16 protein-coding genes are annotated in these 17022 nt (G+C 70.6%); 3 read left to right on the top strand and 13 right to left on the bottom strand.

All coding sequences use genetic code 11. The features are described 5' to 3' along the window. Nucleotides 1–133 precede the first annotated feature (133 nt). Entirely contained in the window at nucleotides 134–265 is a 132-nt protein-coding gene (locus HUO13_RS38165; RefSeq protein WP_282974552.1) for a hypothetical protein, read from the bottom strand. A 262-nt stretch (nucleotides 266–527) separates the two neighbouring features. On the opposite strand from HUO13_RS38165, the gene HUO13_RS25395 reads away from it, so the two are divergent. Together HUO13_RS25395 and HUO13_RS25390 are read left to right on the top strand one after the other, a co-directional pair. After that, nucleotides 528–1622, top strand: coding sequence for a hypothetical protein (locus tag HUO13_RS25395; protein WP_211897564.1), 1095 nt, complete (start codon nucleotides 528–530; stop codon nucleotides 1620–1622). 397 nt (nucleotides 1623–2019) lie between these two features. Further along, nucleotides 2020–3486 carry a DHA2 family efflux MFS transporter permease subunit gene (locus tag HUO13_RS25390; protein WP_211897563.1) on the top strand — a complete coding sequence of 489 codons (1467 nt, stop codon included), beginning with the start codon at nucleotides 2020–2022 and terminating at the stop codon, nucleotides 3484–3486. 112 nt (nucleotides 3487–3598) lie between these two features. On the opposite strand, the gene HUO13_RS25385 is transcribed toward HUO13_RS25390, so the two are convergent. The 10 genes from HUO13_RS25385 to HUO13_RS25340 all read right to left on the bottom strand — a co-directional run bounded on the left by HUO13_RS25385 (nucleotide 3599) and on the right by HUO13_RS25340 (nucleotide 14630). Beyond that, nucleotides 3599–5917, bottom strand: a complete 2319-nt coding sequence (locus HUO13_RS25385; RefSeq protein WP_211897562.1) for a PQQ-dependent sugar dehydrogenase — start codon at nucleotides 5915–5917, stop codon at nucleotides 3599–3601. A gap of 100 nt (nucleotides 5918–6017) precedes the next feature. Further along, nucleotides 6018–6707 carry a hypothetical protein gene (locus HUO13_RS25380; protein WP_211897561.1) on the bottom strand — a complete coding sequence of 230 codons (690 nt, stop codon included), beginning with the start codon at nucleotides 6705–6707 and terminating at the stop codon, nucleotides 6018–6020. 19 nt (nucleotides 6708–6726) lie between these two features. After that, nucleotides 6727–7641 carry a sugar phosphate isomerase/epimerase family protein gene (locus tag HUO13_RS25375; RefSeq protein WP_211897560.1) on the bottom strand — a complete coding sequence of 305 codons (915 nt, stop codon included), beginning with the start codon at nucleotides 7639–7641 and terminating at the stop codon, nucleotides 6727–6729. After that, nucleotides 7638–8804 (bottom strand): dihydrodipicolinate synthase family protein, encoded by a 1167-nt coding sequence (locus HUO13_RS25370; protein ID WP_211897559.1) that lies wholly within the window; start codon nucleotides 8802–8804, stop codon nucleotides 7638–7640. Before HUO13_RS25370 ends, HUO13_RS25375 begins: the two co-directional genes overlap by 4 nt. Next, a complete protein-coding gene (locus tag HUO13_RS25365; protein ID WP_249124036.1) occupies nucleotides 8801–9952 on the bottom strand; it encodes a Gfo/Idh/MocA family protein in 1152 nt (383 codons plus the stop codon). Before HUO13_RS25365 ends, HUO13_RS25370 begins: the two co-directional genes overlap by 4 nt. Then, nucleotides 9949–10749: an ABC transporter ATP-binding protein gene (locus tag HUO13_RS25360; RefSeq protein ID WP_211897558.1), complete on the bottom strand. Its 801-nt coding sequence runs from the start codon at nucleotides 10747–10749 to the stop codon at nucleotides 9949–9951. Before HUO13_RS25360 ends, HUO13_RS25365 begins: the two co-directional genes overlap by 4 nt. Next, on the bottom strand, nucleotides 10739–11494 hold the full coding sequence (locus HUO13_RS25355) for an ABC transporter ATP-binding protein (protein ID WP_211897557.1): 756 nt from the start codon (nucleotides 11492–11494) through the stop codon (nucleotides 10739–10741). Before HUO13_RS25355 ends, HUO13_RS25360 begins: the two co-directional genes overlap by 11 nt. After that, nucleotides 11491–12552, bottom strand: coding sequence for a branched-chain amino acid ABC transporter permease (locus HUO13_RS25350; RefSeq protein ID WP_211897556.1), 1062 nt, complete (start codon nucleotides 12550–12552; stop codon nucleotides 11491–11493). The genes HUO13_RS25355 and HUO13_RS25350 overlap by 4 nt, the downstream gene beginning before the upstream one ends. Before the next feature lie 4 nt (nucleotides 12553–12556). Further along, a complete protein-coding gene (locus HUO13_RS25345) occupies nucleotides 12557–13441 on the bottom strand; it encodes a branched-chain amino acid ABC transporter permease (RefSeq protein WP_211897555.1) in 885 nt (294 codons plus the stop codon). 7 nt (nucleotides 13442–13448) lie between these two features. Beyond that, entirely contained in the window at nucleotides 13449–14630 is a 1182-nt protein-coding gene (locus HUO13_RS25340; RefSeq protein ID WP_211897554.1) for an amino acid ABC transporter substrate-binding protein, read from the bottom strand. Between the two features lie 224 nt (nucleotides 14631–14854). Between HUO13_RS25340 and HUO13_RS25335 the strand changes: the two genes are divergently transcribed. Further along, complete coding sequence (locus tag HUO13_RS25335; RefSeq protein ID WP_211897553.1) at nucleotides 14855–15889, top strand: LacI family DNA-binding transcriptional regulator; 1035 nt, start codon at nucleotides 14855–14857, stop codon at nucleotides 15887–15889. 72 nt (nucleotides 15890–15961) lie between these two features. On the opposite strand, the gene HUO13_RS25330 is transcribed toward HUO13_RS25335, so the two are convergent. Then, nucleotides 15962–16720, bottom strand: coding sequence for a glyoxalase (locus HUO13_RS25330; RefSeq protein ID WP_249124035.1), 759 nt, complete (start codon nucleotides 16718–16720; stop codon nucleotides 15962–15964). Nucleotides 16721–16884: 164 nt separating this feature from the next. Beyond that, nucleotides 16885–17007 (bottom strand): type B 50S ribosomal protein L36, encoded by a 123-nt coding sequence (gene ykgO, locus HUO13_RS25325; protein ID WP_009943488.1) that lies wholly within the window; start codon nucleotides 17005–17007, stop codon nucleotides 16885–16887. Nucleotides 17008–17022: the final 15 nt, after the last annotated feature.

The following is a 17022-nucleotide window of genomic DNA, read 5'->3' as shown; positions in this document are numbered from 1 at the left end:
GACGACTCGGCGATCGCCATGGCTGGCGCGATCGTGGCTGAGGCGGTCTCGGAGATTCGGGTGTTCCGGATGGTCGCCGGGCACTGGGATGTGCTCGGCAAGCCTGCGGTGGAGCTGGCGCGGCTGGAAGCGCTCATGAACCGCCCGAGCGCCGTTTGTTGGCGCCGATGCCGTACGCGCATACGAACAGGACGGCAACGGACGTGCCGATCAGGATCCACTGTGCGGTGTCGCTGACCATGCCGTTGAGAGGGATCAGCAGCATGGCCGTGCCGAGGCAGATGAACGAGGCCGCCTTGTTGGAAAGTGACGTCTGATCATGATGGCAAAAGTCAGTCGGTCATGCGCTGGTTTCCGGAAGGTCCGGTTCCCCGCACGCCACGCAAATCTGGAGACACCGTGGTTCAGGTTCCTGGTTCCCCTGGCGACCGTCTGAAGCGGCTGTCCGGGATGCCGGGGCGCCGCTGGCAACCTGATCGATTCGCCCGGCGTCTCCTGGGGTAGTTGATCCCGGCTGAGAGGCAGCGATGTCGATACGAACCGGAACGACCCTGGCCGTGGCGCTGGCCGCCGTCGTGGGCGTGGGCATGGCAGGCACGGCGTCGGCGCAGGACGTCTGGACCGGCGAGGAGTTCCCGACCCGGCCCGGGATGGCGTCCTATGTGAGTACCGCGGCCAGCGGCGGTGGAGCGACGTGGGCGTTCGGCAGCTACAGCCCGGCGGGCTCGCCGATGTCGATCACCGCGCAGGCGTTCCGCCGGGAGGACACCGGTGTCTGGGTGGAGGCGCCGGTGCCGAACATCGGCCAGATCGTCGCCTCCGCGGTGACCGGTCCGGACAACGCGTGGGCGGTCAGCCAGTTCACCAAGGTCAGCACGGGCGCCACGATCCACTGGGACGGCAGGACGTGGACCGAGGTCCCGCTGGAGGTGCCCGACGCTCCCCGGGTCTCTCCCCGTGACGTCGCAGCCATTGGTCCGGACGTCTGGACCATTGGCAAGGCGTACCGAGACGGCAACGCTCCGTTGGAGCGCAGCTTCGCGATGCGTTGGCAGGACGGTGGTTGGCAGCCGGTCGCGCTGCCGCCCGCCGCCGACCAGCAGAGCTTCACCAGCGTGGGCGGCATCGGGCCGGACGACGTCTGGATGGCCGGAACCACGGTTGAGCGTCCGCAGCAGATCGTCTCGATGCACTGGGACGGCGTGCGGTGGAGCCATGTGCAGGTGCCGCCGGTGGACACCGGGAACTCCGACTTCCTCACCGTCCACGACGTCGCGGCCTACCAGCCCGATGACGTCTGGATCTCGGCCACCAAGACGCCGTACGACAATCCCGAAGGGCGCCGGCCGATCTTGATGCACTGGGACGGTGCGCAGTGGAGTCAGCAGCAGCCACCGGCTTCCACCGGCGGTCTCGGGGATCTCGTGCACGCCGAGGGTGCGCTGTGGAACCTCGGCACCGACGCGCTGCTGCGCTATGACGGCGCCTCGTGGCAACCCGTCGGCGGACCGCAGCAGGGGCACCTCGTGACCGGCGTGGAGCTTCCCGACGGTCGCCTGGCCGGTACTGGTTCGCAGGGTTCCTCGTACGACCCGCAGCCGTTCGCTGCCGTGCACGGCTGACGTACGGGCGGAGAGCCGACAGCCGGCGGCGCTTGTGCCGAGCGCCGCCGGCAACCTCGTCCTCCGAGACCCGCGAGGGTGGGCAAGCTTACGTCGTTTTCCCCCACCGGCAACCCGCCGCAGGCACGTAAGCTGAAGCGGCGACCGGGGGAGTGCTGCGTCGTCCGACGCTCGTCGGACAGCCGGCAGCACCGTCGAGGGGGCCGCTGGGGGCGTCTTCCACTCGCTGTCGCTGATGCACGAAGCCGAGTTGAGTTCTGCGGGGGCGAGGGAGAAACGTGTGGCTGGTGGCGCAGGGCGACCGATTGTCGGTTCCTGATCTTCTTCTGGACCACGACCGTCCGCATTGGCTGTGGTCGGGTCAGTGGTCTGCTTCGCACCTGCGGGGTGCGGAGTCATGACGGCGACCATGAGAGCCGAGTCCGGGGAAGCCGACCGCGAAGCCGGACCGCGGCGCGCGGCCGTGCTGATCGCCGTGCTGGTCGTCTCGGCGTTCGTGATGATCCTCAACGAGACGATCCTCAGCGTGGCGCTGCGCGACCTCACGGTCGACCTCGACGTGTCGACCGCGACCGTGCAGTGGCTGACCAGCGGGTTCCTGGTGACCATGGCGGTGGTGATCCCCACCACGGGCTTCCTGCTGGAGCGGTTCACCCCGCGCCAGGTCTTCCTCGCCTCGTTGACGCTGTTCAGCGCGGGGACGCTGATCAGCGCGCTGGCTCCGGGCTTCGCGGTGCTGCTGGTGGGCCGCCTGGTGCAGGCGTGCGGCACCGCGGTCATGCTGCCGTTGCTGATGACCTCGGTGATGCGGCTGGTGCCCGCGGAGAAGCGCGGCGCGACGATGGGCACGATCACCATCGTCATCGCCGTCGCGCCAGCCGTGGGCCCGACGATCGGTGGCGCGGTGCTGGCTTCGCTGGGCTGGCGCTGGATGTTCTGGATCGTGCTGCCGCTGGCGGCTCTGGCACTGGTCATCGGCGCGGTCTGGATGCGCCTGGACAGCACGACCCGCTCGGTGCCGCTGGACTCGATCTCGGTGTTGCTGTCGGCCGTGGGCTTCGGCGGTGTCCTCTACGGTCTGTCGTCCCTCGGTGAGTCCGGAGGCGGCGGGCACCCGGTGCCACCGTGGGGCGCTATCGCCGTCGGCGTGGTCGCCCTCGGCGGGTTCGTCGTCCGCCAGCTCCGCCTGCAGCGCCACGACCGCGCCCTGCTCGACCTGCGCCCGCTGACCTACCGCGCCTTCAGCATCGCGTTGCTGCTCAGCGCGTTGCTGTTCATGTGCCTGCTGGGTGCAGCGGCGATCCTGCTGCCGCTGTACCTGCAGACCGTCCTGCACACCAGCACGTTCGTCAGCGGGCTTGCGGTGCTGCCCGGCGGACTGGTCCTCGGCCTGCTGGGACGACCGGTGGGACACCTGTTCGACCGCTTCGGCGCACGCCCGCTGGTGATCCCCGGCGCGCTGGCGATGGCGGTGTCGCTGTGGTTGTTCTCGGCTCTCGGGCCGGACTCGCCGCTGGCCGCGGTCATCGGCATCCACGTCCTGCTCATGGCCGGGCTCGGGTTGATGATGACGCCGCTGATGACCGAGTCGCTCAGCGCGTTGCCCGCCCACCTGCACTCCCACGGCAGCGCCATCCTGTCCACCCTCCAGCAGGTCGCGGGCGCGTTCGGCACGGCGGTGTTCGTGACGGTCGCCTCCGTGGGCACCGCGGCCCCGTCCGGTGCTCCCGGCGCCGACGGCCTGCACGCGGCGTTCATGGTCGCCGGAGGCATCGGTGTGCTGGCGTTCGTCGTGTCGCTTTTCGTCCGCCGGCCTCAGCGACCGGCCGAAGCGGCAGGGGCGGGTCCGGCCGAGCACGGATAGTCACGGATTTCTGGCGGAGCGTGAGCGGCCGGCCCGGCGGATGATCCGCCGGGCCGGCCGCCTTTGCCGCGGTGCGCGTCGAGCCGCAGCCGGACGGTGGCTCGACTCGGGCTCAGTGCCGCAGGAAGCGGCGGTACTGCTGCGCGATCGTGTCCGCGCCCGCCGCGGTGTCGAGGAACATCAACGAGTCCATCCGGCAGTTGCACGGATTGCGTTCGACGTTGTTCTGCGGGAAGCTCCCTCCGATCTTGATGCCCCGCGGGTTCGTCGAGCTCGCACCGGACCCGTCGATCTGCCACGGGTCGCCCGGGACGGTGTAGAAGCCCGGGAGGGGTCGCCCGTTGCGGTAGAGGGCCATGTCGCCGGTGGTGTAGTCGAACGTCGCGGCCAGGTGCACCCATTCGCCGGGCGGTAGCAGCTCCCGCCAGTCCTGCCGCGCGGCGAAGGTCTGGGAAGCGCCGCCGTCGAGCCGCCGGCCCAGCGCGACCAGGCGGAGCCTGCCGTCCACGTTGATCAGTTCCAGCAGCGCACGGACGTCGTGACCGTCGGAGTCGCCGCTGAGGACGCCGGCCAGGCCGACGGCGTTGAACCGGTCGCCGGGTTCGGGCGTCGTGGAGTCGGGACTCGGGTTCTCGCCGGTCATCTTGAACCAGCCCATCACCGTCGCCCCCTTGGTGCCGTTGAAGGCGCCGAGCGACCCGACACCGTCGGCGTCACCGTCCCAGGTTCCGGCCTTCCAGTCGTCGTTGCCGTTCGCCTCGGGCTCGACCTGCCGCACCTGGAGCGCGTTGTTGCTGCCCGGGAACGCGCTGTCGGCCACCCGCATGTCCTCGCCGCCGTTGACCTGCGTGAGCAGGGTGCGCGACGAACCGCCGTCCAGCTCCTTGGAGTCGTCGGCCGCGAAAGGGTGCTCGAAGTCGTAGTAGGCGACGAGGTCGCGCTCGACACTGCCGGTGACCTCGGACCCGGCGCCCGTGCGGGTGCCGACGACCTTCCAGATCTTGCCGTTGGCCTTGGCGAGCAGGTAGAGGTTGCGTTGGGAGTCGGTCCCGAAGCGCAGGTCCACGCGCCCGTCGCCGGCGAAGTCGGTCATCCGCATCCGCTTGCCGCCGGTGTCGAACAGTTGCATCTCGTGCAGGGGCGCGCGCTGCTCGCCGCGCCTCATCTCGTCGACCTCGGTGTAGAGGACGCGGCCGTCCACGAGGTCCCCGAAGACGTACTTGCCGCGCAGCCGCGGCAGATCCGCCCCGCGGTAGACCTGACCGCCGGAGATGGCGTGGCCGCTGTCGGAGTTGCACGGCCAGTTCGGCGGCGGGTCGTGGTCGTAGGCCGCGACGGGGTAGACGTAGCCGTACTTCTCGTCGTCCTCGGGCAGGGGGTACAGCCAGCACTGGTTCTCCGGGCGGAACTCGAAACGTCCCTCGCGCGGACTCCACCCGAGGTTGTCGCCCGCGCGGACCTCGTACACCGCCTCGATCGCGTGCTGGCCGATGTGGCCGAGGTACATCGCGTGCCTGCCGCCCGGGTCCCAGCTGAACCGGTGCGGGTCGCGCATCCCCAGCGCGTAGATCTCGCCTATCGCGCCGGGCTTGCCTGCGAACGGGTTCGACGCCGGGATGCCGTACTGGCCGTTGGGTCCGTTGGTGCCGTCGGGATCGATCCGCAGGATCTTGCCCGCCGGCGTGCTCATGTCCTGCGGGATGTCGGTGTCCAGGCCGATGCCGCCGTCGCCGACCGCCATGTAGAGCAGGCCGTAGTCGGGGTCGCCGGGCCTGGCGGTCGGGTTGAAGTCGATCTGCTGGACGGCGTGGATCTGGGTGCTGAACCCGAAGCGGAAGATCTCCCGGCTGGTTCCCGAGAACTCGTCGGCGGACGGGTCGTCGGCCGTCCACTCGGTGACCACGCTCTGCACGAACGCGTCCGGCTGGTTCGGGTAGGTGGGCTCCTCGGTGGCGATCGCCTCCTCGTCCTCGGTGTGCACCGTGTAGAACCGGCCGTTCCCGGCGAACTCCGGGTGGAAGGCGACGAAGCCGAAACCGCTGCCCATGCCGCGGCCGGAGAAGAAGTGCTCGAAGCGCTCCTTGAAGTCGAGGTAGACGTGCTGCCGCCCACCGTCGAGCAGGTAGAGCGGGCCGTTGAGGTCGGGCACGTACATCCGGCCGGACCCGTCGGGGACCTCGCCGACGTAGTTGATCCGGTTGTGCCGGATCAGGCGCGGGTCGGTCGCGGGCGGCGTCGCCTGCGACGCGGGGAGCTGCGCGTACTCCTGCAGGACCAGCCCGAGGCGGGACTGCTCCGGCTGCTCGGGGATCGGATCGGTGATCGGTGCGTCGGGGGCGGTCGTGGGGCCGGCCCCGGCCGGTGGTGCCACCAGGGCCGCCGCGACCACCGTCGCGGTGATCGCGGAGACCCATCTTCTTCGCACGCCCATCTCTCGGACTCCATCCGTCGGCGTTGTGGGTGGTCAGCGCCACCGGTGGCAGCCGGTGGCCGGTCGGCCCGGCCTTGGGCGGGGCCTGCGTGTTCGCGGGCTACGGCCGCACGGCCGTCCCGGCCACGGTCACGTCGCGCACGCGCCCGTAGTTGTCGAACGAGCCGAAGCCGAAGCGGCCGCCGGAGAAGCTCGTGTCCGTGGCGGTCATCAGCGGTTGGTCCGAGCCGTCGACGTACACCGCGATCTCGCCCGACGACGCGCGGTAGTCGAGGCGGACGTCGTGCCAGTCGGTGTCGTCGATCGCCGGGGGAGCGCCCGTGGTGCCGTTCCACTGGTCGTCGATGCGCTCGCGGTCGGCGTCGTCGACGACGAAGATCCCGTTGTGCGGGTAGATCGTGTTGTCCTGCGAGAGGTGCACGTAGTAGAAGCGGGTGGGGGACTGGTAGTTGAAGATCAGGACGACGTCGCGGTCGTTGCGGGTGACGGGTTCGTCGATCCGGACTTCGGCGCTGTACCGGAGAGAACCGAGTTCTGGTCCTTTGTCGACGATCGCGTACTCGAACGGGCGGCGCGGGCCTTCGGGGGCGTCCCCGCGCTCGGTCATGATCACCTGCCGGTGCGCGAAAGCCCACTTCGCAGGGGTCAGCGGCTCCCAGAACCGGTCGGTCGCCTGCGGCCGCACGACCACGAGGGCGTGCTCGGCGGCCGGCGAGGCGGTGGCCGGCGCCGGAATCGCGACCGCGAGCAGGGACGCGGCCAGCGCGGCGATCAGTCTTCGTTCTCCCATGCGGGTTTCCTTCCCGGCGCTAGAGGTACGGCTGCACGAGCTCCACGTAGCGGCGGGCCATCGTCGCCAGGACGTCGGCTCCGGGCGCGGCCCAGACATCGGCGTTGAAGATCTCGACCTCGACATCGCCCCGGTAGCCGGTGGCGGCGACCGCCCGGGTGAGGGCGGCGAAGTCGACGTGGCCGTCGCCCACCATCCCGCGGCTGAGCAGGGTGTCGGCCGGCAGCGGGGTGATCCAGTCGCACACCTGGTAGCTGACGATGCGCTCGCCCGCCCGGTCGATCTGCTCCAGAACACCCGGTTCCCACCACACGTGGAAGGTGTCGACCACGACCCCGGCCACGTCGCTCGGGTGCTGCTCGGCGATGTCGAGCGCCTGGGCGAGGGTGGAGACCACACCCCGGTCGGCGGCGAAGATCGGGTGCATCGGCTCGATGCCCAGCCGGACCCCGCGTTCGCGTGCATGGGACACCAACGCGGCGACGGCCTCGGCGACGCGCGAGCGTGCCCCCGCGATGTCGCGGTCGCCTTCCGGCAGTCCACCGGGTACGAGCACGAGCGTGCGGCATCCCAGCGCCGCGGCCTCGTCGATGGCCGCGAGGTTGTCCCGGTGGGCGGCGGCTCGCGCCGCCGGCTCCGCCGCGGTGAAGAAACCTCCTCGGCACACCGACGACACGCGGAGCCCGGCGTCGCCGATCATCCGCGCCGCGGTGGCGAGGCCGGCCTCGGCCACCGGTTCCCGCCAGACACCGATGGAGCCGAGCCCGGCCGCGGTGCACCCGTCCACCGCCTCGCGCAGCGACCAGTTGGCGGTGGTGCGCTGGTTCAGCGAGAGCCGGGCCAGCCGCGGATCACCCGGTTCCGGAGTGGACATCCGAGCCGCGACACCGGAGGGAACGTCGCGATCCCGCACCGCATGGGGGAAATCGGTCATCGCAGAGCTCCCGCGGTTTCCAGGTGCAGACGCATCCGGTGGGCGGCGAGTCCGGGGTCGGGCAGCAACCGGGCCTCGTTGGCGAGCGCGAAGATCCGCGCCAGGTGGGTGGTGCTGCGCGCGGACTGGAGTCCGCCGACCATCGTGAAACCGGGCTGGTGGCCGCACAACCAGGCCATGAACGCGATTCCCGTCTTGTAGTAGGAGGTCGGCGCGCTGAACACGTGCCGCGACAGCGGCAACGTGGCCGCCATCTCGGCGTCGTAGGTCGCGACGTCGTCCTCGTCGAGCGCGGCGAGCGCCGCCGACGCGGCGGGAGCGATGGCGGAGAACGCGCCGAGCAGGGCATCCGAATGGTGCTGCGAGTCGCCGCGGATCAGGTCCGGGTAGTTGAAGTCGTCACCGGTGTAGAGGCGCACACCTTCCGGAAGGGCGGCGCGCAGATCGCGCTCGTGGTCGGCCGACAGCAGCGAGACCTTGACCCCGTCGACCTTGCCCGCGTGCTCGCGCACCAGGTCGAGGAACGTCGCGGTGGCCGTGGGCACGTCGGCCGAACCCCAGTAGCCTGCCAGGTTCGGGTCGAAGACCTCGCCGAGCCAGTGCACGATCACCGGCTCCGAGACCTGCCGCAGCACGGTGCCGTAGACCTGCCGGTAGTCCTCGGCGGATCGGGCGATCCGGGCGAGTTGCCGGGAGGCCATCACGATCACCTGCGAGCCGGTCGACTCCACGAATCCGACCTGCTCGGCATACGCCTCGACGACCTCGTCGAGGGTGGTGATTTCGTCGCGGTGGTCGGTGCCCGCTCCGGAAGCGATCCGGGCACCGAACGCGCGGGCCTGCTCGGCGCTGCGGCGGATGAGCTCCCGCACCGCGTTCCAGTCCAGGCCCATGTTGCGCTGGGCTGTGTCCATCGCCTCGGCGACACCCAGCCCGTAGCGGAAGAGCTCGCGGCGGAAGGCCAATGTGGACTCCCAGTCCACCGCGGCCGGTGCGCCCGGGGTGTTGTCCCCGAGCGGGGCGGCGACCACGTGCGCGGCGGCGAAGGCGACCCGCGAGGAGTGGGGCTTCGGGTGCTCGGTCCACTCTCGCGGCTCGTTCAGCCGCACGTCGGTCCAGGTGCCGTCGGCGTTGGGCAGGTCGATGCGCGCGGACGTGCTCATCCGGCGCCTCCGGGCAGCTCGACGCGGCGTCCCTGCGCCGAGGAGGTGAGCCCGGCCTCGGCGAGCCGGAGGCCGCGCACCCCGGCGGCCAGGTCGTAGGGGTGCGGCCTGCCGTGGTGCACGTCGAGCAGGAAGCGCTCCCACTGGGCGCGGAACCCGTTGCCGAACACCGTGTTGTCCGGGACCTCGTCCCACTGGGCGCGGAAGTCCTCCGTGGTCGGCTCGTCGGGGTTCCACGTCGGCCTCGGGGTGCGCACCCGCGGCTGCACCCGGCAGCCGAACAGGCCCGCGACGGCCGAGCCGTGCGTCCCGTCGACCTGGAACTCCACCAGCTCCTTGCGTTCGACCCGCACCGCCCACGAGGAGTTGATCTGTGCGATCACGTCGCCTTCGAGCTCGAAGATCGCATACGCCGCGTCGTCGGCGGTGGCGTCGTAGCGGCGACCCTGCTCGTCCCAGCGCTCGGGGATGTGGGTGACGGCCTTCGCGGTCACCGCCCGGACCGGGCCGAAGAGGTTCTCCAGCACGTAGTTCCAGTGGCAGAACATGTCCAGGACCACCCCGCCGCCGTCCTCGGCGCGGTAGTTCCAGCTCGGCCGCTGCGCGGGCAGCAGGTCGCCCTCGAAGACCCAGTAGCCGAACTCGCCGCGCACGGACAGGATGCGGCCGAAGAAGCCGGACTCCACCAGGCGCTTGAGCTTGCGCAGTCCCGGCAGGAAGATCTTGTCGTGCACGACGCCGTGGGTGATCCCGCTCGACTCGGCGGCCCTGACCAGCTCCTCCCCCTCGGCGACCGAGGAGGCCACGGGCTTCTCGGTGTAGACGTGCTTTCCCGCGGCCACGGCCTTGAGGATCGCCTTCTTGCGCTCGGAGGTGGCCTGGGTGTCGAAGTAGATCTGGGCGTCGTCCTCGGCGAGCAGGGCGTCGAGGTCGGTGCTCCACTCCGAGACCCCGTGCTGGTCGGCGATGCGCGCGAGCTTGCCGGCGTTGCGGCCCACCAGGACCGGCTCGACCAGGATCCGGCCGCCGTCGTCGAGGGCCACCCCGCCGTCGTCGCGGATCGCGAGCACCGAGCGCAGCAGGTGCTGGTGGTAGCCCATCCGGCCGGTGACGCCGTTCATCAGGATTCGGTACGTGTGATCGCTCATGCTGGCTCCCGAGGCGATGTCGTGGTGGTCGGGTGGGGCGCCGAGCCGGAGGCGCGGCGCTGTCCGAGGTAGAGCTCGCCCAGTTGCGGGTCGGCGAGCAGTTCGGCGGCCGGGCCGGAGATGTGCACCCGGCCGAGGTCGAGGACGCAGCCCAGGTCGGCGGTCTCCAGCGCGCGGCGGGCGTTCTGCTCGACGAGCAGGACCGCCGTGCCCGCGTCGCGCATCCGCAGCACCTGCTCGAAAACGGTGTTGGTCGCCCGGGGGTCCAGACCCATCGACGGTTCGTCGAGCAGCACCACGCGCGGGCTGACCATCAGCGAGCGGGCGAACTCGACCTGCTTCTGCTGCCCGCCGGAGAGCGCGCCGGCCGGCGAGTCCCACCGCTGGGCCACGACGGGGAAGAGGTCCTTGACGAACCCGACGCGTTCGGCGACCGCCGCCCGGTCTTTGACGGTGTAGGCGCCGAGCAGCACGTTCTCGGCCACCGACATCTCCTTGAACACGCTGTGGCCCTGGAGGACGTGCGACAGACCCGCCTGGAGCATCTGCTGCGGTCGCCGGCCGGTGACGTCGCGCCCACCGACCACGATCCGCCCCGAACGCGGCGCGAGCATTCCGCTGGCCACCTTGAGCACCGTGGACTTGCCCGCGCCGTTGGGTCCGACCAGGCAGACCACGGTGGCGGGCGGCACCCGGACCGTGAGCCCGCGCAGCACGAGCGCCGCGCGGCCGTAGCCCGCCTCGATGTCGATGAGCTCGAGCAGGTACTCGCTCGACCCCTGCTGCTCAGATCCCAAGGTAGGCCTCCAGGACTCGCGGGTCGTCGCGGACCTCGTCCGGGGTTCCCGCGGCGATCGGCCTGCCGCGGTCGAACACGACGACGTGGTCGGACAGGCTCATCACCAGTTCCATGTTGTGCTCGACGATGAGGAAGGTCTTGCCTTCGGCGTTGAGCGCGCGCACCAGACCCGCGATCCGGTCGATCAGCGCGGGGTTCACCCCGCCCGCGGGCTCGTCGAGCATGATCGTCTCGGGGTCGGCCATCAGCACGCCCGCGAGCTCCAGCAGCTTCTGCTGCCCGTAGGAGAGATCGCGTGCCTCGGCACCCTCCAGGTGCTCGATGCCGACGCGGGCGAGCAGTTCGCGCGCCCGGTCGACGTCGGTGCGCTGGCGCGCCGACCGCAGCCGGCCGAGCAGCGTCCGCGAGCGCACCGGGACCAGCATGTTCTCCAGCACCGTCATGCGCGGGAAGATCCGGCAGAGCTGGAAGCTGCGCCCGATCCCCGCGCGGGCGATCCGGTGCGGCTGCTTGCCGGTGATGTCCTGGCCGCGGTAGCTCGCGGTGCCGGAGTCCGGTTTGACCAACCCGGTGACGCAGTTGAAGAAGGTGGTCTTGCCCGACCCGTTGGGGCCGATCAACGCGTTCACCGCGCCGTGGCGGAAGACCACGCTCGCGTCGTCGACGGCGCGCACACCACCGAAGGACTTGCTCAGCCCCGTCGTTTCCAGCCCCCGCACGTCCGGGGATGCAGCCGTGCTCATCGGCCCACCTCCTGCGTCGCCCCGGCCGCGGGCGGCTCCGCTTCGCGGCGCCGTTCGGCGAGCTCGCCCTGGCTGACCTCGCGGATCGACGCCGCCCGCGGGCGGAACCGGTTCACCAGGCCGTTGAGCGCGGGGATGATCCCGTCGGGCATGAACAGCACCACCACCGCGAGCAGCACGCCCATCGCGACCAGGTGCAGCTGGGTGTCGCCGTACTGGGCCTTGAAGTACTCCATGGCGTAGCCGACGACCACCGCTCCCAGCAGCGGCCCGAACAGGCTCCGGATGCCGCCGAGCAGGCTCATCAGCACCAGGTACGAACCGGCCAGGATGGAGAACTGGAAGACCGGGTCCAGGAAGCCGAACCACAGCGCGTAGAGGCCCCCGGCCAGCGCGGTGAAGAACGCCGAGACGACGAACGCGACCAGTTTGTAGGTGAAGGTCGGGACGCCGAGCGACTGCGCCTTGTCCTCGTCCTCGCGGATCGCCTTGAGCCCGGCGCCGAAGCGGGAGCGGTCGATCACCCACCAGCACAGCAGCGCGACGGCCAGCAGTGCGGCGTGCAGGTAGAAGAACCGCTCGTGCTGCTCGGGGCGCATGACGTCCGGGCCGAACGGGCGCGGCACCCGCAGCCCGTCGGAGCCCCCGGTGAAGTCGCCCCAGCTCTGGAAGACCAGCAGCGTGATCAGCACGAGCGCGATCGAGACGATGACGAACGACGCGCCGCGGACCCGCAGGCTGGCGATGCCGATCGGGATGGCCAGCAGCGCGACCAGCACGCCGCCGACCAGCAGCGCGGCCCACGGGTTGAACCCGGCGCGGACGATCAGCAGCCCCGTGGCGTAGGCGCCGAGTCCGGAGTAGGCGGCGTGGCCCAGCGAGATGTAGCCGGTGAAGCCGCCGACGAAGTTCCACGACGTGGCGAGCACGGCGTAGCTGGTGATCACCACGCCGACGGACAGGATGAACGGGTCCGGCGCCAGGCTGGGGAACGCGATCACCAGCGCGGCCAGCGCCAGCAACCCGATCACCCTGCCCGCGCGGAGTGCGACGCCCACGGCGTCAGAATCGCTGCGCAAGGCGGCCTCCGAAGAATCCCTGGGGATGCAGCATCAAGGTGGCGAACAGCGCGACGTAGAACAGCGTCTGCGCCCAGGTCGTGCCGAGCGGGATCTGCAGCAGGCTCTGGCCCAGACCGAGCACCATCGCGGCGATCGCCGCACCGGGGATGCTGCCGAGCCCGCCGACGACGATGATCGCCATCAGCGGTCCGATCCAGTGCCAGTGCAGCGACGGGTAGATCGTCGAGTCCAGCGCCAGCGCCGTGCCACCGATCGCGGCGGTGGCCAGCCCGAGCCCGAAGCCGTAGCCGGCGATCCGGTCGGTGTTGATGCCGACGAGCTGCGCGGCTTCCCCGTGCTGGATCGTGGCCCGCAGCGCCTGGCCGAACCGGGTGGCCTTCAGCAGTACGTACAGTCCCGCCAGTGACACCACGGCGAGCCCGAAGGCGATCAGCTTGACCACGGGGATGCTGGCGCCGAAGAGCGCGATGTCGGCTCCGGAGTAGGACAGGCTGATCCGGCGGTGGGTCCCGGTGAAGGCGAACCCGAGCATCCCCTCGATCACCAGCGCGATCGAGAACGTCAGCAGCACCGACATCATGGTCAGCGTCGCCGGGCGCAGCCGGGAGATCAGCAGCCGTTGCATGCCCACCCCGATGCCGAAGAACAGCGGGACGGTGAACACCAGCGACAGCAGCGGGTCCAGACCGGTCTCCACGGTGAAGAACCAGGCCAGGTACGCCGCGAGGATGAGGAACGCCGAGTGCGCGAGCATGACCACGCGCATCACGCCGAAGTACAGCGTCAGACCTGCCGCCAGGAGGGCGTAGAGACCGCCGAGCAGCACGCCGAGCAGGAGGCTCTGCAGGAGAAGGGATCCGCTCACGTCGACCTCACCACGTCGGTTTGGGGTGGACCAGGTCCGCTTCCTTGGTGTCGGCGGGCAGGACGATCCGGATCTGCCCGCCGACGTACTGCTGGATCAGGTGCGCGCCGCGGGGTTTGCCGGTGGCGTCCCAGCTGAGCTCGCCGACGACGGTGTCGACCGAGTTGCCGTGCAGCCAGTCGATGAGCCTGCGCTGGCAGCCGAGGTCCGGGTCGGCGCATCCGACCGCCTGCACGGCCGCGGCCACGACCTGCCCGGTGGTCCAGGCGTTGGCCTCGTCCTCGGTGGGCGTGGACCCGTGCATCGCGGTGTAGTGGGCAACGAACTCCTTGTTTGACGGGTAGTCGGCCTCCGGCGTGTAGCCGGTGGGGGAGAGGATTCCCTCGGTCTGCGCGCCGATCGCCTTGGGGAACTCGGGGTTGGTCGGCGCGGTCGAGAACGCGGCCATCGCGGGCTGGTAGCCGAGCTGGCGCAGCGTCACGATGAGGTTCACCGCGTCCTGGTACTGCGTGCCGCCGACCACGAGGTCGGCCCGGGAGTCGGCGATCTTGGCCGCGATCGAGCCGAAATCGGTGGTGTTGGGCGGGTAGACCTCGTCGACCACCGTGCGGATGCCCGCCCGCTCCAGCTTCTCCTTGAGCCCGTAGGCGGTGCCCTGCGCGAACGGGTCGTCCATCGCCGCGTACGCCGCGGTCCTCGGCCGCCGGTCCGGGGGTATCGCCAGGATCGCCGCGGCAAGGTGGTTGTAGTGGTCTTCGGCGACCGCGGGCGCGGCGTAGAAGAGGTTGTCGAAGCCCTGGGCGAAGACCTCTTCGGCCGCGCCCGCCGGTTCGACGAACAGGAAGCCGTAGTCCTTGGCGACCTGGGCGGCCGGGATGACCAGACGGGTGGAGAACGGACCGAAGACCAGGTCAGCGCCGTTCTGGTTGATCAGCTTCTCGTAGTCGGCGGCGACCCGGTCGGCGCTGGACTGGTCGTCGAGGATCATCAGCTCGACCCGGCGGCCGAGGAGCCCGCCGCGGGCGTTGACGTAGTCGGCCCACGCCTCGTACCCGCGGCGCACGCCCTTGCCCGGCTCGGAGAAGTCGCCGGTGAGCGGCAGGGAGATGCCGATCCTGATCGTGTCGCCGCCGCCCTGCCCGGCGCTCGAGCTGAGGCAACCGGTCAGCACCAGCGCCGCGCTGGCCACGAGGGCTCCGAGCCGGAGACCGTTTTTAGTTTTCATGGTCCACCCGTCGTTGGGGGCATCCGTAAGCGCTTTCGAAAGCGCTTACGGCAGAATAGGGACCGCGGGCGGTGGCGGCAAGGGGCACCGAGGATCATGTGCGGGGTCCGCGGAGGACCTGCGTGCCGTGGGCACGGCACGCGGGGCGGTAGTCCCGGCGGGCCGCGCGGACGGAGGGAGAGGCGCAGATGACACAGGAGCGCGCGAGGCTCCGGCTGGTCGACGTCGCCGAGGAGGCCGGGGTCTCGATCGCGGCGGCCTCGCGCGCGCTGTCGGGCTCGGCGGGGGTCAGCGACGTCATCGCCCAGCGGGTGCGCGAGGTGGCCGAGCGGATGGGCTACGTCGCCAACGTGCACGCCCGCACCCTGGCAGGCGGTGCCAGCACGAGCGTCGGGCTGCTCGTGCACGAGATCGGCGACCCCTACTTCACCGAGATCGCCAGCGGGGTGCTGCGGGTCGGCGCCCGGGAGGGGCTGACCGTGCAGATCTGCCACACCGGCCGCGACCCGGAGAACGAGCTCGCCCAGGTCCGCACGCTCATCGCCAACCGCGTGCGCGCGATCCTCATCGCCGGTTCGGGTTTCGTGGACGCGCGGGCGCAGGCCGCGGTCAAGGAGGAGCTGCAGGCGTTCCAGGCATCCGGTGGCCGGGTCGCGGTCATCGGACGCCACCACCTCGGTGCGGACGCGGTGCTGCCGGACAACGCCGCGGGCGGCCGGTCCATCACCGAGCACTTGCTTTCGCTGGGGCACCGGCGGATCGCCTTCGCCGTCGGGCCGCCCGCGCTGACCACGGTCGCCGACCGGCTCACCGGAGCGGGGCAGGCTCTCGGCGAGGTCGGGCTCACCCTCGACGACGTCCCGGTGGTCGAGGCCGCCTTCACGCGGGAGGGAGGATGCCAGGCCACGCGGCGGATCCTCGACGAACATCCCGACGTGACGGCGGTGATCGCCCTCAACGACGACATGGCCATCGGGGTGCTGTCGGCACTGCGGGCGCGCGGGGTCGCGGTGCCGGGGCAGATGTCGGTCGCGGGCTTCGACGACGTGGCCGTCGCCGAGCACCTGTCGCCCGCGTTGACCACGGTGCGGCTGCCCATGACCGAGATGGGGGAGCAGGCTCTCCAACTGGCGTTGAAGCCGCGGTCGGCCCGGCCGCGCCGACGTTCCACGGCGCACACCCTGGTCGTCCGGGAGTCGACGGCGCCGCCTCGCGATTCGTGAGCGGCCACGCCTCTGCTGTGAACGTGGGTGGGCGGGGCCGAACGGGGCCGTTCGGTCAGACCGGCCGTGGCTCTACTGGCCCGGCGGGTTGCCGGTGTCCGCGAGCCACGACTCCAGGTTCGTGGCCTCGCGCAGCTTGTCTTCGGCGACGCGCTTCTCCTGGGTGTTCAGGGGGATGCTTCGCAGCTCGGCGATCCACTCGTCGATCCCGTCGCGGTCGTCGCGGGCGATGGCCAGCTCGACGAGGGTCGCCAACGCGAGGGCCCGGTCGACCGGCGCGGCCTTGTCGCCGTGCCTGCGAAGGGCCGACTTCACCGCTCTGAACGCCGCGAGGTCGTCGTTCTTGAAGTCCCGGAAGATCCGCGCGTTGTCGAGCGCCTTGGCCAGGCCCTGCAGTTCCTTGGAACCGCCGTACTCCAGTTCCGCCGGCTCGTCCCGCTGGATGAAGATGAGCGAGTTGCCCGAGGGGTCGACCAGCGTGAAGCGGCTCGCCCCGGGCCGCAGGCGGGTGATCCGCGGCCGTCCGGACGCCAGGACCTTGCCGTGGGCCCGCCGCATGGACCGGGTGAACTCGCGGTGATACGGCGCGACTTCGTCCACCATGACCAGGCAGCCTCCACCGTTCTCGCGGCTGGGGTCCATGCCTTCGGGGACCGCGCCGAAATGGACTTCGAATCCGCTGCACCGCAGCGCCAGGTACAGGTAGGGCTTCTTCTGCTTGTAGGTGACCTCGAAACCGAGCATCTCGTAGAAGTCGAGAGTGTCTTCCAGTGACGCACAGGGAAGCACCGGGATCGTCGTCTCGTTCTTCGGCATCGCCGTGTCGGTCAAGGATTCCGCCCTCGCGGTCATCGAGCACTGGTCGGTTTCCCGGTCCGTTCTACTCTGCTCGGCGAATCGCCGCACATGCCTGCTCGCGGAAACCGTCGCCATGGGCGGGGAGACGGCTGCGTCTCCCCGCCCATGGCCCGGCGCCCGATCCCTTCGGGCGGGCGTCAGCCCTGGCGTCCCTTCCACCGGGGGTTGCGCTTGTTGACGACGTAGAGCTTGCCCCGGCGGCGGACCACCTGCGAACCGTCCTTGTCCTTCAGGGACTTCAGCGACGCTCTTACCTTCATGTTCCTTCCTCCCTG

Source organism: Saccharopolyspora erythraea, from assembly GCF_018141105.1.
Lineage (GTDB): Bacteria > Actinomycetota > Actinomycetes > Mycobacteriales > Pseudonocardiaceae > Saccharopolyspora_D > Saccharopolyspora_D erythraea_A.
The sequence above is the reverse complement of the archived record's forward strand: the minus strand, read 5'-3'. Positions and strand labels throughout refer to the sequence as shown.

What these genes read in the sequence shown, in the direction of transcription:
- HUO13_RS38165 (WP_282974552.1), bottom strand. Translation starts at nt 265, where the DNA reads ATGCTGCTGATCCCTCTCAACGGCATGGTCAGCGACACCGCACAGTGG.
- HUO13_RS25395 (WP_211897564.1), top strand. Translation starts at nt 528, where the DNA reads ATGTCGATACGAACCGGAACGACCCTGGCCGTGGCGCTGGCCGCCGTC.
- HUO13_RS25390 (WP_211897563.1), top strand. Translation starts at nt 2,020, where the DNA reads ATGACGGCGACCATGAGAGCCGAGTCCGGGGAAGCCGACCGCGAAGCC.
- HUO13_RS25385 (WP_211897562.1), bottom strand. Translation starts at nt 5,917, where the DNA reads ATGGGCGTGCGAAGAAGATGGGTCTCCGCGATCACCGCGACGGTGGTC.
- HUO13_RS25380 (WP_211897561.1), bottom strand. Translation starts at nt 6,707, where the DNA reads ATGGGAGAACGAAGACTGATCGCCGCGCTGGCCGCGTCCCTGCTCGCG.
- HUO13_RS25375 (WP_211897560.1), bottom strand. Translation starts at nt 7,641, where the DNA reads ATGACCGATTTCCCCCATGCGGTGCGGGATCGCGACGTTCCCTCCGGT.
- HUO13_RS25370 (WP_211897559.1), bottom strand. Translation starts at nt 8,804, where the DNA reads ATGAGCACGTCCGCGCGCATCGACCTGCCCAACGCCGACGGCACCTGG.
- HUO13_RS25365 (WP_249124036.1), bottom strand. Translation starts at nt 9,952, where the DNA reads ATGAGCGATCACACGTACCGAATCCTGATGAACGGCGTCACCGGCCGG.
- HUO13_RS25355 (WP_211897557.1), bottom strand. Translation starts at nt 11,494, where the DNA reads ATGAGCACGGCTGCATCCCCGGACGTGCGGGGGCTGGAAACGACGGGG.
- HUO13_RS25335 (WP_211897553.1), top strand. Translation starts at nt 14,855, where the DNA reads ATGACACAGGAGCGCGCGAGGCTCCGGCTGGTCGACGTCGCCGAGGAG.
- ykgO (WP_009943488.1), bottom strand. Translation starts at nt 17,007, where the DNA reads ATGAAGGTAAGAGCGTCGCTGAAGTCCCTGAAGGACAAGGACGGTTCG.